Source organism: Streptomyces sp. NPDC001137, assembly GCF_040298885.1.
Lineage (GTDB): Bacteria > Actinomycetota > Actinomycetes > Streptomycetales > Streptomycetaceae > Streptomyces.
The window spans coordinates 132,774-147,260 of the sequence record NZ_JBEPBA010000011.1 but is presented as its reverse complement, the minus strand read 5'-3'; the positions used below and the strand labels follow the sequence as shown (position 1 = coordinate 147,260).

The 14,487-nt window shown below is 72.6% G+C and carries 13 protein-coding genes and 1 pseudogene; 3 read left to right on the top strand and 11 right to left on the bottom strand.

The features are described from left to right. The first annotated feature begins 214 nt into the window (after positions 1–214). Positions 215–1,879 (top strand): protein kinase domain-containing protein, encoded by a 1,665-nt coding sequence (locus ABT254_RS23320; protein ID WP_351473207.1) that lies wholly within the window; start codon positions 215–217, stop codon positions 1,877–1,879. A gap of 91 nt (positions 1,880–1,970) precedes the next feature. On the opposite strand, the gene ABT254_RS23315 is transcribed toward ABT254_RS23320, so the two are convergent. After that, a complete protein-coding gene (locus ABT254_RS23315) occupies positions 1,971–2,507 on the bottom strand; it encodes a bacterial proteasome activator family protein (RefSeq protein WP_351473205.1) in 537 nt (178 codons plus the stop codon). 176 nt (positions 2,508–2,683) lie between these two features. Beyond that, positions 2,684–2,810, bottom strand: a pseudogene (locus ABT254_RS23310) (PadR family transcriptional regulator); the annotation flags it as partial. Between the two features lie 462 nt (positions 2,811–3,272). Here ABT254_RS23310 and ABT254_RS23305 point away from each other — a divergent pair. Continuing rightward, positions 3,273–3,506, top strand: coding sequence for a hypothetical protein (locus ABT254_RS23305; protein ID WP_351473202.1), 234 nt, complete (start codon positions 3,273–3,275; stop codon positions 3,504–3,506). Positions 3,507–3,632: 126 nt separating this feature from the next. Here ABT254_RS23305 and ABT254_RS23300 read toward each other — a convergent pair whose 3' ends face one another. From ABT254_RS23300 to pdhA, 7 genes are all read right to left on the bottom strand, one after another. Further along, positions 3,633–4,613 carry an NAD(P)H-quinone oxidoreductase gene (locus tag ABT254_RS23300; protein ID WP_351473199.1) on the bottom strand — a complete coding sequence of 327 codons (981 nt, stop codon included), beginning with the start codon at positions 4,611–4,613 and terminating at the stop codon, positions 3,633–3,635. Positions 4,614–4,699: 86 nt separating this feature from the next. Then, entirely contained in the window at positions 4,700–5,797 is a 1,098-nt protein-coding gene (locus ABT254_RS23295; RefSeq protein WP_351473196.1) for a potassium channel family protein, read from the bottom strand. Beyond that, positions 5,794–7,176, bottom strand: a complete 1,383-nt coding sequence (locus ABT254_RS23290) for a molybdopterin molybdotransferase MoeA (protein WP_351473193.1) — start codon at positions 7,174–7,176, stop codon at positions 5,794–5,796. Before ABT254_RS23290 ends, ABT254_RS23295 begins: the two co-directional genes overlap by 4 nt. Next, positions 7,173–8,123 (bottom strand): NTP transferase domain-containing protein, encoded by a 951-nt coding sequence (locus ABT254_RS23285; RefSeq protein ID WP_351473190.1) that lies wholly within the window; start codon positions 8,121–8,123, stop codon positions 7,173–7,175. The genes ABT254_RS23290 and ABT254_RS23285 overlap by 4 nt, the downstream gene beginning before the upstream one ends. 93 nt (positions 8,124–8,216) lie before the next feature. Next, positions 8,217–9,521, bottom strand: coding sequence for a dihydrolipoamide acetyltransferase family protein (locus ABT254_RS23280; RefSeq protein WP_351473187.1), 1,305 nt, complete (start codon positions 9,519–9,521; stop codon positions 8,217–8,219). Beyond that, positions 9,521–10,525 (bottom strand): alpha-ketoacid dehydrogenase subunit beta, encoded by a 1,005-nt coding sequence (locus ABT254_RS23275; protein WP_344403137.1) that lies wholly within the window; start codon positions 10,523–10,525, stop codon positions 9,521–9,523. Before ABT254_RS23275 ends, ABT254_RS23280 begins: the two co-directional genes overlap by 1 nt. After that, entirely contained in the window at positions 10,525–11,658 is a 1,134-nt protein-coding gene (gene pdhA, locus ABT254_RS23270; protein ID WP_351473185.1) for a pyruvate dehydrogenase (acetyl-transferring) E1 component subunit alpha, read from the bottom strand. Before pdhA ends, ABT254_RS23275 begins: the two co-directional genes overlap by 1 nt. 189 nt (positions 11,659–11,847) lie before the next feature. Here pdhA and ABT254_RS23265 point away from each other — a divergent pair, with 189 nt between their 5' ends. Beyond that, a complete protein-coding gene (locus ABT254_RS23265) occupies positions 11,848–12,333 on the top strand; it encodes an Lrp/AsnC family transcriptional regulator (RefSeq protein ID WP_351473553.1) in 486 nt (161 codons plus the stop codon). A gap of 37 nt (positions 12,334–12,370) precedes the next feature. Here ABT254_RS23265 and ABT254_RS23260 read toward each other — a convergent pair whose 3' ends face one another. After that, a complete protein-coding gene (locus tag ABT254_RS23260) occupies positions 12,371–12,961 on the bottom strand; it encodes a TetR/AcrR family transcriptional regulator (protein WP_351473182.1) in 591 nt (196 codons plus the stop codon). After that, the gene (locus ABT254_RS23255) at positions 12,958–14,475 is read right to left on the bottom strand and encodes a 3-hydroxyacyl-CoA dehydrogenase (protein WP_351473179.1); all 1,518 of its coding nucleotides are present in this window, start codon (positions 14,473–14,475) and stop codon (positions 12,958–12,960) included. The genes ABT254_RS23260 and ABT254_RS23255 overlap by 4 nt, the downstream gene beginning before the upstream one ends. Positions 14,476–14,487: the final 12 nt, after the last annotated feature.

Sequence of the window (14,487 nt, the reverse complement as noted above, 5' to 3'; positions counted from 1 at the left end):
GACCGGCCATCAAACCGTCACCCCGTCAGTGCGTGCAAGTTCTGTGTACCGCCCGTACAGCCTCTGTAACGCTCCCGCGACGCTTCTATCGCGTACGGTCACGGATCGGGCACCGAGCTTGACGTGTCAGTGCCCTGGGGCAGACTTGGCCGGGAATAGCACTTTCGATCATCGGCAGTCAACGGCGCCTCAAGGCCCACGGGGGAAGCGGAACATGAGCCAGGACGGCGCACAGGGCCGGTATGCGGGGCGGGCGCTCGCCGGCGGCCGCTATCAACTGCGCGACCTGCTCGGCGAGGGCGGCATGGCCTCCGTGCACCTGGCCTACGACTCCGTGCTCGACCGCCAGGTCGCGATCAAGACGCTGCACACCGAGCTCGGCCGCGAGCAGGCCTTCCGCGAGCGCTTCCGCCGCGAGGCCCAGGCCGTGGCGAAGCTCACGCACACCAATATCGTCTCGGTCTTCGACACCGGCGAGGACACGCTGCCCATCAGCGGCTCCGCCGCGGGGGACGGCATGCCCACGCCGTACATCGTGATGGAGTACGTCGAGGGCCGCCCGCTGGGCTCAGTGCTCGACGAGGACGTACGGCAGTTCGGCGCGATGCCCGCCGACAAGGCGCTGAAGATCACCGCGGACGTTCTCGCGGCGCTGGAGATCAGCCACGAGATGGGCCTGGTCCACCGGGACATCAAGCCGGGCAATGTCATGGTCACCAAGCGCGGCGTCGTCAAGGTGATGGACTTCGGCATCGCGCGCGCCATGCAGTCCGGTGTGACGTCCATGACGCAGACCGGCATGGTCGTCGGCACCCCGCAGTACCTGTCGCCGGAGCAGGCGCTGGGGCGGGGCGTGGACGCCCGGTCCGATCTCTACTCCGTCGGCATCATGCTGTTCCAACTGGTCACCGGGCGGCTGCCGTTCGAGGCGGACTCGCCGCTGGCGATCGCGTACGCGCATGTGCAGGAGGAGCCGGTGGCTCCTTCGTCGATCAACCGGGCGCTGCCTCCCGCGGTGGACGCACTGGTGGCCCGCGCGCTGAAGAAGAACCCGAACGAGCGTTTCCCGAGCTCGGAGTCGATGCGCGACGAGTGCCTGCGCGTGGCGGCGTCGGTGCAGGCCGCCCCGCCGAGCATCGTGCCGGGCGCGCGCGCCCAGAGCGGCACCGGGGTCGGCGCCGCGGTGTTCCCGCCGGTCGGCCAGGCGCCCCAGGCACCGCCGGGCCCCGTACAGACGCCGTACCAGCCGCCCCAGCCCCAGACCCCGGCTCCGAACCCGTACGGCGCGCCGACGCCACCTCCCTCCCCGGCGTACGGCTACCCGCAGCAGGGCGGCTACCGGACACCGTCGCCGTACGCGCAGCCGCAGACCCCGCCGCCGTACAACCTCGCGCCCCAGCAGCGGCCCGCCGGGCCCGCGGGCGGCGGCAAGAACAACAAGTCGGTGGTCATCGGCACGATCGTCGTCTCGATCATCGCCGTCGGCGGTCTGATCGCGGCCCTGGCGCTCAACGGCGGTGGCGGCGGAAGCGGCGGCGACAGTGGCAGTGGCAGCAGCAGCCCGGACCCCACGACGACGCACGCTGCGGACTGGCGGGGGCCGGACACCACCAAGGTGATCGACTCGACGGAGTGCACGGAGCCCGAGGAGTCGTACACCGACGAGAACAAGATCCGGGTGCCCGACTTCCGGTTCAAGTACATCGAGTCGGTCAAGGAGTGCGCGAAGGCCGCGGACTGGACGCTGGTGGTCAACGACTACAACGAGAACACCTACGGCGAGGGCGCGGTGATCGACCAGTCCCCCGAGGCGGGCACGGACGTCGACCCGGACAACGTCGAGATCACGCTCGACGTCTCCACGGGCAACCCGTCCTGACCCGGGGCAGCCGTTCGCAGAGATGACGAAGGGCCCGGCGGCCGAAGCCGCCGGGCCCTTGCGCTCACATCCCTGCGGGTCGCCCCCGTGACTACAGGTACGGCCCGCCCGAGCGGCCGGCCGTGGGGCCGTCCTCGCCCAGGTCGTGGCCGACGCCCGGCGGCAGCGCCCGCCGCATCTGCTCCAGCTGGGCCCGCGCGGCCATCTGCTGGGCGAACAGCGTGGTCTGGATGCCGTGGAAGAGGCCCTCCAGCCAGCCCACCAACTGGGCCTGCGCGATACGCAGTTCGGCGTCGCTGGGCGTGCCGTCGTCCGTGAAGGGCAGCGAGAGCCGCTCCAGCTCCTCGACCAGCTCCGGCGCCAGCCCGTCCTCCAGCTCCTTCACCGAGCTGCGGTGGATCTCCTTGAGCCGGGCCCGGCTCGCCTCGTCCAGGGGAGCGGCGCGCACCTCCTCCAGGAGTTGCTTGATCATGCTGCCGATCCGCATCACCTTGGCCGGCTGCTCGACCTGCTCCGTCACCGGAATCTCGCGGGAGTCCTCGTCCCCGCCGCCAATCGCCATGCCGTCCTGGCCCACGACCAGGATCTGGGGGTTCTCCGGTGACCTGTCGTTCCTCGGCATCTCCATGCCGCCATTCTCTCGCACGTGTGCATCTCATCACCGTGGTGCCCCCTGTGGAGGGTGATCCACCGTTTACGGTGCGGGAGTTTCCCCTCACGGGGCGTGGGTTTCCGTGCTGAGGCGCAGCAGCCTCGCCCCGGTGGGGTCCCCCCGGGTTCGAGCGAAGTCGAGAACGTGCCGTGCCGTGTGGACCTGCCCGGCGTTCAGCGGCCAGGGGCCGGCGGGGCGCGCCTCGAACTCGGTGCGCAGCCGGCCGCCGTAGCGGGGGCCGTCTTCGAGGAGCGCCGGCAGCCCGTGACGAATCGACATACCCGGATTGTGCAGCGGGTTCGGTTCTTTGGCGGAACCCGGAATGCCGGAAGTACCGGTGAATGTGACGCTTGGGGCGTGAATCCATGGTTGCGTGCTTTGAAGGGGGCCGGCCTGGTGGCGGGGGTGGGGGCGGGCGTACTGGTGTTTCCGTGCGGAGGTGGTTCGTCGTACGGGGCTGTTGCGTCTTACGGGGGTGTGCCCACGCACGGGAGCTTTTCGACGCACGGGAGTTTTTCGACGCCCGGGGCCGTACCGGTACACGGGTCGTACGAGGGTGGTCACTCGGCTGCCGAGGGCGCTCCTGCCGCTGCTTCCCGGACTCCCTCTGCCTCTGCGTCTTCCTCCGCCTCCTCCACCGCGTCCCCGGAGCCGTCCCGTGCCGGGAGCCGGGCGGGTGAGGGCCGGGAGCGGCCGGGGCGACGGGAGGCGGCGGACGAGTCCGCGGCCGCCCCCTCGGACGTGGGGGACGAGGACTCGTCCCAGGAGGAGGCGGACGCTGGACAGGACGCCTCGGCCTCACCGCCCGCGGAGGCGGGCCTGGTGCCCTCCGGGCCGGCGCAGCGTCCGGCTGCTCAAGCCGCCGGGCAGCCCACCGAGCCCGTCCTGCGGATCCTGCCGCTGGGCAGCGGACTGGTCCTGATCGGTCTCGGCCTGGGACTCGCCTTCATCGGGCTGCGGATGCGGCGGGCCTAGGACCCGCCGTCCGGATCAGGTCGGCTGCCGAGGACTGCGGCTTGCGGGACACATCCTCCGGGGAGTGCCTGTCGGGGGCCGCGAGGCCGAGCCGATGCGAACGACGGGCCCTGGGGAGGCGGGCATTCAGGGCACGACCAGCAGCACCTTGCCGACGTGACCGCTCTCCTCGACGACCCGGTGGGCCGTCGCCGCGTCGTCCATCGGGATCTCGCGGTCGACGACGGGGCGGATGTGGCCGGCGTCGAGCAGGGGCCACACATGCTCGCGTACGGCCGCGACGATCGCCGCCTTCTCGGTGAGCGGGCGGGCCCGCAGCGAGGTCGCGCTGACGGCGGCCCGCTTGTTCAGGAGCGTGGCGATGTTCAGCTCGCCCTTGATGCCGCCCTGCATGCCGATGATCGCGAGACGGCCGTTGACCGCGAGGGTCTGGATGTTGCGGTCCAGGTACTTGGCGCCCATGTTGTCGAGGATGACGTCGGCGCCCGCGCCGTCCGTGGCCTTCTTGACCTCGGCGACGAAGTCCTGCTCCCGGTAGTTGATCAGGATGTCGGCGCCCAGAGCGGCGCACTGCCGCAGCTTCTCCTCGGTGCCCGCCGTGACGGCGACCTTGGCGCCGACCGCCTTGGCGAGCTGGATCGCCATGGTGCCGATGCCGCTGGAGCCGCCGTGCACGAGCAGCGTCTCGCCGGGGCGCAGATGGGAGATCATGAAGACGTTCGACCAGACCGTGCAGACCACCTCGGGCAGCGCGGCCGCCTGCTTGAGGTCGATGCCCTTGGGGACGGGCAGGAGCTGTCCGGCGGGGATCGCGACCTTCTCGGCGTAGCCGCCGCCCGCGAGCAGCGCGCACACCTCGTCGCCGACCGCCCAGCCGGAGACTCCGGTACCGAGCGCGGCGATGCGGCCGGAGCACTCCAGGCCGGGGTGGCGGGACGCGCCGGGCGGCGGGTCGTAGAAGCCCTGCCGCTGCAGGACGTCGGCGCGGTTGACGGCACTGGCCACCACCTCGACCAGGACCTCGCCCTCGCCGGCCACCGGATCCGGGACCTCGTCCCACACCAGCGCCTCGGGCCCACCAGGTTCGGGAATCGTGATCGCATGCATGAAGGGGACGCTACTCCCTGGCGTCGGCGGGCGCGGGCGTGCCCGTCCTCGGGCCGGCCCCGGTGCGGCACCGCGACCGCGGGTGCTCACTCCTGGCGCAGGGGCCGGACGTCGGGTGCGACCTGAGCGCCGGGTGACGCCCGCACGATGGTGATCAGCCGGTCCGTCAACTGCAGTGTCCCGACGGCCGGATCGTCGTATCCGAGCACCCGGTGCCCGCGGACGACGCTCACCACCAGGTCCTCGGTCTCCCGCGGTGTCCTGCCCACCTCGGCCTTCACGACCGGCCGCTCGACCATGTCGAGGCCGCTGCCCTGCTGGATGAGGTCCTCCATGACCATGGCGGCCGCCGGGCTGAGCACGGACAGGCCGAGCAGGCGGCCGGCGGCACTGGCGCTGGTGATGACCGCGTCGGCGCCGGACTGCTGGAGCAGCGGCGCGTTCTCCTCCTCGCGCACCGCGGCCACGATCTTCGCCCCGCGGTTGAGCTGCCGGGCCGTCAGCGTGACCAGGACGGCCGTGTCGTCGCGCTGGGTGGCGATGATGATCTGGCGCGCCCGGTGCACCTCGGCCCGCTTCAGCACCTCGCTGCGCGTGGCGTCGCCGACCACGCCGGCGTAGCCCTCGGCCGTCGCCGCCTCGATCACTTTGGAGCTGGGGTCGACCACGACGACCTGCTCCTTCTTCAGTCCCGTCGCACACACGGTCTGGATCGCCGAGCGCCCCTTCGTCCCGAAGCCGACGACGACGGTGTGGTCGCGCAAGGTGGACCTCCAGCGGCTCAGTCGCCATTCCTCACGGGTGCGCTCGGTGAGGACTTCGAGCGTGGTGCCGACCAGGATGATGAGGAAGAGCACGCGCAGCGGCGTGACGACGAAGATGTTGGTGAACCGGGCGGCGTCGCTGACCGGGGTGATGTCGCCGTATCCGGTGGTGGAGAGGGTGACGGTGGCGTAGTAGAAGGCGTCGAGCAGGTCGACCGCCCGATCGGAGTTGTCGTTGTAGCCGTCGTGGTCGGCGTAGACGATCAGGGCGGTCGCCACCAGGACCGCCAGGGCCAGTAACAGCCGTTTGGCGACCTGGCGGATGGGCCGTTCGACCACCTTCCTCGGCAGTCTCACCCGATGGGTCACGAGATGTTCGTCCGCCTGGCGGGCGATCGCGTCATGGCCCGGAAGTTTCACGTGAAACACACCCCGATTCCGGCGGACGCCCAGGGCAGGTCGAGGAGCTCCAGCTCCTGACCGGGGCGGGCGCCGCCCGGTGGGACGACGGCGAGGGCGTCGGCCGCCGCGATGCCGCGCAGCATGGCCGGACCGTTGTAGTGCAGCGGCACGGCGCTGTCGCCGCGCAGCACGACGGGGATGAGCCGCGTGTCGTACGGATGCCCGTGGACCCCGTCCTGGAGGGGCAGGGCGTACGGCTCCGGGGCGGGGCGTGCGGCGAGTGTGCGCAGCAGGGGTTCGGCGAGGGTGAGCAGGCCGGAGACGGCGGCGAGGGGGTTGCCGGGCAGTCCGACGAGGTGCTGGTTCTCCTTGGTGCGGGCCAGCAGCATGGGGTGCCCGGGCCGCACCTTCACGCCGTCCACGAGGAGTTCGGCGCCGATGCGCTCCAGGGTCGGGTGGACGTGGTCGACGGGGCCGGAGGCGGTGCCGCCGGTGGTGACGATCAGGTCGGCCTCGGACCCGGTGACGGCCTTGCGCAGGGCTTTGGCGTCGTCGCCGAGCCGTCGTACGGAGGTCACCTCGGCGCCCAGCGCGCGCAGCCAGGGCGGCAGCATCGGTCCGAGGGCGTCCCGGATCAGGCCGTCGTGCGGCCGTCCCTCGGTGAGCAGTTCGTCGCCCAGGACGAGGACCTCGACGCGGGGGCGGGGGACCGCGGTGAGGGTGTCGTAGCCGGCGGCCGCGGCGAGGCCGAGTACGGCGGGGGTCACCAGGGCGCCGACGGGGAGGAGCTGGTCGCCGGTGCGGCACTCCTGGCCGCGGGGGCGGATGTCCTGGCCGTGCTGGACCTCGCGGGTGGCGTGCAGGCGGCCCTTGTCGTCGGTGCGGCCGTGTTCGCTGCGGATCACGGCGGTGGTGTCCGGGGGGATGCGGGCGCCGGTGGCGATACGGACGGCCTCGCCGTCGGTGAGGGCTTCGGGCTCGGCGTGTCCGGCCAGGACGCCCTCGTCCCCTACGTCCCAGGGGCCGGGTCCCGCGACCGCCCAGCCGTCCATCGCGGAGGTGTCGAAGGAGGGCAGGTCGGTGAGGGCGGTGAGGGGGGCGGCCAGGGTGAGGCCGAGGGCGGCTTCGAGGGGGACCGTGACGAGGGGGCGGCGGGCTCCGGACCGGGCGGCGCGTGCGGCGATGACCCGGGCCTCCGGCCAGGGGGTGGCCCTGTGGTGGGCGTCGGGCTTGTGCGGCGCGGCGGAGTGCGCTTCCTGCGCGGCGGGCGCCGGTACGGAGTCGCCGGGGGTGCGGTGATCGGGGGTGCGGTGGTCGGGTTCCTTCACCAGGGCGAGCACCTCCTCGACGTCGAGGTCCTCGACGTCCTCACCGGGCCGGGTGGAGCGGGCGGTCATCCGGCGTCCGGGCGGGTGTCGGGGGTGGCATCGGGAGCGACGTCGGGCTCGGCGCCCGCGGTCTCGTCCGTCTCGGCGGCCTCCTTGGCCCAGCGCAGGGCGAGAGCCTCGGCCTTGCGGGCGGCTTCGGCGACGGCTTCGGGGCCGCCGCCGGCCCGGCCGGCCGCGTAGCCGACGAGGAAGGTGGTCAGCGGTGCCGCGGGCCTGGCCACCCCGTGGGCGGCGTCGCGGGCGAGGTCGAGCAGGACACCGGTGTCGACGTCGAGGTCGATGCCGAGCTCGTCCTTGGCTGCGGAAATCCATTCATCCAACACGTGCCCATGCTCCCTGATGCGTGCCCTGGCGGTGGCGATGTCGTCCCAGGTGTCGCAGTCGAAGGAGGCGACGGGGTCCGGGACGCGGGTGAGGTGGAGGGCGGCGGTCAGCCGGCGCAGCGGCAGCCCGGTGAGGCTGCCGTGTGCGGCGGTGAGCGCGGCCAGTTCGCGGCGCAGCGCGTGCGTGCGGTAGGCGGCCACGAGGGGCTGGTCGCGGCCGTCGGCGTCGGTGAGCAGGACGCCTTCGGCGTCGCTCGCGTGCAGTGCGCTCAGCAGTCGGCGCACGGTGGCCGCCCCGAGGAACGGCAGGTCGGCGGAGAGCACCACGGTCCGGTCGGAGGTGGTGTGGTGCAGTCCGGCGCCGAGCGCGGCGAGGGGTCCCCCGCCGGGCGGGTCCTCGCGGGCCCACAGCACGGGTCGGGCGGTGGGCCTTGGGCCGGCGACGACGACGGTTGTGCGGGCGTCGGCGCAGGCCCTCAGCACCCGGTCGAGCAGCGCCCGGCCGCCGATGTGCACGCCGGGCTTGTCGGCGCCGCCGAGCCGCCGGGCGGCGCCCCCGGCGAGCACGACGGCGTCGTACGCGTCGTGTGCCGGGGCGGCGCCGCGGTCGCCGGAGGGCTCGTGCGAGGTCATCTCCCGAGTATGCGTGCCCTCACGATCACAGGGAACGCATGGGCGTCACACGGAACGTATCGGCGTCACACGGAACGTGCGGGCGTCTCGTCGTCACAGTGTGCGCAGCAGGACGGCCGGCTGTTCCACGCAGTCCGCCACATACCGCAGGAAGCCGCCCGCCGTGCCGCCGTCGCACACCCGGTGGTCGAAGGTGAGCGAGAGCTGGACGACCTGCCGCACGGCGAGCTCGCCCTCGTGCACCCACGGCTTGGGGACGATGCGGCCGACGCCGAGCATGGCCGCCTCGGGGTGGTTGATGATCGGCGTGGAGCCGTCGACGCCGAACACGCCGTAGTTGTTCAACGTGAAGGTGCCGCCGGTGAGTTCCCCGGGTGTGAGGCTGCCCGTGCGGGCCGCCTCGGTCAGCCGGGCGAACTCAGCGGTGAGTGCTTCGGCGTCACGCGCGTGTGCGTCCCGTACGACCGGGACGACGAGGCCGCGCTCGGTCTGCGCGGCGAAGCCGAGGTGCACCTGGTCGAGCCGGACGACCTCCCTGGCCTCCATGTCGACCGTGGAGTTGAGCTCGGGGAACCGGGCGAGGGCGGCCGTGCAGATGCGGGCCAGCAGGGCGAGAAGGGAGATCTTCGGCCCGCCGGCGGCGTTCATCGCGGTACGGGCGCGCATGAGCTCGGTCGCGTCGGCGTCCACCCAGCAGGTCGCGTCCGGTATCTCCCGGCGGCTGCGGGAGAGCTTGTCCGCCACCGCGCCCCGGATGCCCTTGAGGGGGACGCGGACGCCGGTGCCGGGTGCCGCGGTGGGGGCCGGCGCGGGCGGCTGGGGTTCGGCGGCCGGCTCGGCCGTCCGTCCCTGTGCCTCGGCGGCACGCAGCGCGTACTCCACGTCGGCGCGCAGGATCAGCCCGTCGGGGCCGGAGCCCGTCATCTCCTTGAGGTCCAGGCCGTTCTGCCGGGCGAGCCTGCGCACCAGCGGCGAGATCACGGGAACGGGCCCGTCCGCCGGCTCGCGTGCGCCGGAGCTTCCGTTCGCCTCCCGGGGCGCGGCGGGCGCCGGCTGCCCCGGCCGTACCCTCCGGCGTCGCGCGGGCGCCTCCGAAGTGCCGTAACCCACCAGCACGTTGCCCGAGCCCTCGCTCTCGCCCCCTGAGGCCGCCGGTCCGACCGCGACCGTCAACAGGGGGGCGCCCACGGGCAGTTCGGTGCCCTCCTCGCCGAAGCGGGCGGTGACCACCCCGCCGTAGGGGCAGGGCACGTCGACCAGCGCCTTGGCCGTCTCGACCTCGACGACCGGCTGGTCGACCGCGACGACGTCGCCGACCTCCACCAGCCAGCGGACGATCTCCGCCTCGGTGAGCCCCTCCCCGAGGTCGGGGAGCCTGAACTCCAACACCTGTGCCATCAGCTCTCGGCCTCCCACTGCAGACGCCCCACGGCGTCCAGGATGCGGTCCACGCCGGGCAGGTGGTGGCGCTCCAGCATCGGCGGCGGGTAGGGGATGTCGAAGCCTGCCACGCGCAGCACCGGCGCCTCCAGGTGGTGGAAGCAGCGCTCGGTGACACGGGCCGCGATCTCCCCGCCCGGGCCGCCGAACCCGCCCGACTCGTGCACGACGACCGCGCGGCCGGTCCGCCGTACCGAGGCGCAGACCGTCTCGTCGTCGAACGGCACCAGGGAGCGCAGGTCGACGACTTCGAGGTCCCAGCCCTCGGCCCGCGCGGCCTCGGCGGCTTCGAGGCAGACGGGAACCGACGGTCCGTACGTGATGAGCGTGGCGCTCCGGCCCGAGCGCCGCACCACCGCGCGGCCTATCGGTTCAACGTCCGTCGGGTGCTCCGGGTTCCAGGAGTCCTTGGACCAGTACAGGCGCTTGGGTTCGAGGAAGACGACCGGGTCGTCGGAGGCGATCGCGGCGCGCAGCAGACCGTAGGCGTCGGCGACGGTGGCGGGCGTGACGACATGGAGCCCCGGAGTCGCCATGTAGTACGCCTCGGAGGAGTCGCTGTGGTGCTCGACGCCGCCGATGCCGCCGCCGTAGGGGACGCGGATGGTGAGCGGGAGGGGCATCGCGCCGCGGGTGCGGTTGCGCATCCGGGAGACGTGCGAGATCAGCTGCTCGAACGCCGGGTAGGCGAACGCGTCGAACTGCATCTCCACGACCGGGCGCAGGCCGTACATCGCCATGCCGACCGCGGTGCCGAGGATGCCCGCCTCGGCCAGCGGGGTGTCCGTGCAGCGGTCCTCGCCGAACTCCTTGGCGAGGCCGTCGGTGACGCGGAAGACACCGCCGAGGGTGCCGACGTCCTCGCCCATGACGTGCACGGTGGGGTCGGCGGCCATGGCGTCGCGCAGCGCGCGGGTGAGCGCCTGCGCCATGGTGGCCGGCTTGAGGGCGACGGTGGTCATCAGTGGCCGCCTTCCTGTTCCGCGTGCAGCTCCGCCTGCAACTGGGCCCGCTGTTCGCGCAGTTGCCCGGTGGGCTCGGCGTACACATGGGCGAACAGGTCCATGGGGTCGAGGACCGGGTCCTGGTTCATGCGCTCGCGCAGGTCGGCGGCCATGGTCTCGGCGTCGTCGCGGGCGGCCCGTATACCGGCCTCGTCGAGCAGGCCGCGCTCGGTCAGTTCGTGCTCCAGGAGCGCGATGGGATCGTGGGCGCGCCAGGCCTCGACCTCGGTGTCGCCGCGGTAGCGGGTCGCGTCGTCGGCGTTGGTGTGGGCGTCGATGCGGTAGGTGATCGCCTCGATCAGCGTGGGGCCGCCGCCCTCTCGGGCGCGGCGCACGGCGTCGGTGAGGACCTCGTGCACGGCGGCCGCGTCGTTGCCGTCGACCAGGCGGCCGGGCATGCCGTAGCCGACGGCCTTGTGGGCCAGCGACGGGGCCGCGGTCTGCTTGGCCAGCGGAACGGAGATCGCGAAGCCGTTGTTCTGGACCAGGAAGACCACCGGGGCCTGCCAGACGGCGGCGAAGTTCAGTGCCTCGTGGAAGTCGCCCTCGCTGGAGCCGCCGTCGCCGACCAGGGCGAGCGCGACCACGTCGTCGCCCTTGAGGCGGGCGGCGTGCGCGAGACCGACGGCGTGCGGGAGCTGGGTGGCGAGGGGGGTGCACAGCGGGGCCACGCGGTGCTCGTGCGGGTCGTAGCCGGTGTGCCAGTCGCCGCGCAGGAGCGTGAGCGCCTGGACGGGGTCGAGGCCGCGGGCTACTGCTGCGAGCGTGTCGCGGTAGCTGGGGAAGAGCCAGTCGCGGTCCTGGAGGGCGAGCGCGGCGGCGACCTGGCAGGCCTCCTGGCCGGTGCTGGAGGGGTAGACGGCGAGGCGGCCCTGCTTGGTGAGGGCGGTCGCCTGCACGTTGTACCTGCGGCCGCGCACGAGCTCGGCGTACAGGCGGCGCAGCAGGGCCGGGTCGGCCTTCGCGGCGGCCTCCGTGCCGAGGACGCGGTAGGGCTCCGCGTCCGGCAGCAGCGGCGCGGGGTCGGTGCGGGGCTGCCAGGCGGGGGGCGGCGATGGCCGATACCCGCCCCGCTGCTCCATGACCGTCATGACGGCACCTCCTCGTGGGAGCGGCTTCAGGCGCGCCACGGGTGTGATGCGCCTCACCTACCGATTGTTCGGTCGTCGGCACATTTTGGCTACAGGCACCTCCAGGCTGTGGACAAACGGTTCTCCACAACCTGAAATGAACGCAGTACGTCCATGGTAGGGAGGCGGGGGGACATGGCACCTGAACAAATGGCCGAAGGGCCGGAAGGCGGAAGTCCCCCACCGCTCCCGCGTCCGCTGGACGCGATCGATCTGGACATCCTCCAGATGCTCCAGGCGGACGGCCGCGCATCCATACGGTCGGTCGCGGAACGGGTGCACGTCTCACGCGCCAACGCCTACGCGCGGATCAACCGCCTCATCGAGGACGGCGTCATCCGCGGCTTCGGGGCCCGCGTCAACCACGAGCGCGCAGGTCAGGGCACCTCGGCGTACATCACCCTGAAGATCGTCCAGAACTCCTGGCGCACGGTGCGCGAGCAGCTCACACGGCTGCCCGGGGCCTCCCACATCGCCCTGGTGGGCGGCGACTTCGACGTACTGCTGCTGGTGCACACGCCGGACAACAAGGCACTGCGCGAGCTGGTGCTCACCCGCCTCCAGGCCATGCCCGAAGTGCTCAGCACGCGCACGCTGCTGGTGTTCGAGGAGGAGGACCTGGAGCCCCAGGGCTGAGCCCCGCGAAGCCGCTCAGGCCTCCTTGCGATGCCGCTCAGGCCTCCTTGCGGAGCCCTCCGAAGACCAACTGCACGACCGCGTCGGCCACTTCGCGCTCGCTCATGCCCCGCCCGTCGGGCCGGTACCACTCGACGATCGAGTTGATCATCCCGAAGACGAGCCTGGTGGCGAGGCGCACCTCCACGTCACCGCGTACGTCCCCGTCGGCGGCCGCCGCCTTCAGCAGCTCGGCCACCTGGTGGTCGAACTCGCGGCGCCGCTCCAGGGCCCACCGCTCGGTGCCCGTGTTGCCGCGCACCCGCAGCAGCAGCGTCACATACGGCAGTTCGCCGATCAGCACCTCGACCATGCGCCGCACGACGTACTCCAGGCGGCCGGCGGCGCGCCCCACGCGCGCGTGCTCCTCGTCGAGGATCCCGAAGAGGCCGTCGAGCGCCCGGCTGACGGCCCGGCGCAGCAGCTCCTCCTTGCCGGCCACATGGTGGTAGATCGACGACTTGGAGATTCCGGCCGCCTTGGAGAGGTGCTCCATGGAGGTGCCGTCGTAGCCGCGCTCGTTGAAGACCTGGACGGCGACGGACAGCAGCGTCTCCGGGGTGTACGTGTCGCGCTTGGCGGTGGTCATGACTGGCTGCCCTCCCGCTTGTCGGAGGCGTACGCATGCCGGTACAGCGCGAGGGAGGGCGCATAGCGCCCCGAGGGGTCGCGCAGGTGCAGGTCGTCGAGAAGGGCGTACGCCCAGTTGCGGCCCAGCCTGCGGCTCCACTCGAAGGGCCCCAGCGGGTAGTTGACGCCCAGGCGCATCGCGGTGTCGATGTCCTCCTCGGTGGCCACGCCCTTGGCGACGGCGTCGTGCGCGAGGTCGACGATCCGGGCGACCGTGCGGGCGACGATCATGCCGGGGACGTCGCCGATCACGCTGACGTCCTTGCCGAGCGCCTGGAAGAGGCCGGTGGCCTCGGCGAGGGTCTGCGGTGAGGTGTCCTGGGACGCGGACAGGGCGACACGGGTGGCCCGCCGGTAGTCGAGGGCGAGGTCGAAGTAGACGACGTCGCGGAACTCGACGGAGGTCTGGCCGTCGGCGAGCGCCAGCTGGCCGCCGCTCGGCAGCACCAGGCGGGTGCCGTGGTCCTCTTCCTCCTCGCGCACGGCGATGCCCGCCTCGCGGATCAGCGCGAGCAGCTCGGAGGCGGGGCCCAGGTCGCCCTCGACGACGACGTACGCGGGCTGCTGTGCGGGCTCCGCGGTGTGCGGCTCGGGGCGCTCGGCGCCGTCCCCGTACTCGTACCAGCCCTGACCGCTCTTGCGGCCGAGCCGGCCCGACTCGACCAGGCGCCGCTGGGCGAGCGAGGGCGTGAAGCGCACGTCCTGGAAGAAGGACCGCCACACGGAGTGGGTGACGGACTCGTTGACGTCCTGTCCGATGAGGTCGGTCAGTTCGAAGGCGCCCATCCTGAAGCCGCCCGACTCGCGCAGGACCGCGTCGATGGTGGCGGGGTCGGCGCCCTGGGCCTCGTACACGGCGAAGGCCTCGGCGTAGAAGGGCCGGGCGATGCGGTTGACGATGAAGCCGGGGGTGTCGGCGCAGGCGACCGGTGTCTTGCCCCAGGCGCGCGCCATCTCGTACGCGCGCGTGGCCGAGGTGACGTCGGTGGCGAACCCGGAGACGACCTCGACCAGGGGGAGCAGCGGCGCCGGGTTGAAGAAGTGCAGGCCGACGAAGCGCCCGGGGTGGCGCAGGGCGCCGCCGATGGCGGTGACGGACAGCGAGGAGGTGTTGGTCGCGAGCAGACAGTCCTCGGCGACGATGTCCTCCAGCTCGCGCAGCAGGGCCTGTTTGGCGTCCAGCTGCTCCAGGACGGCTTCGACGACCAGGGAGCAGTCGGCGAGCTCGGAGAGGCTCTCGGCGGGCAGCAGCCGCTCGCGTGCCGCGTCCCGGTCGGCGGCCGTGAGCCGGTCCTTCTCGACGAGCCGGTCGAGGCGGGCGCCGATCGCCGCGGCCGCCTCGCAGGCGCGCCCGGCAGCGGCGTCGTACAGCCGTACGCGGTGGCCCGCGACCAGCGCGACCTGGGCGATGCCCTGGCCCATGGTGCCGGTGCCGACGACGGCCACGGGGCTGCTGAGGTCGAGTGCTGTCATGTGCGCGATCCT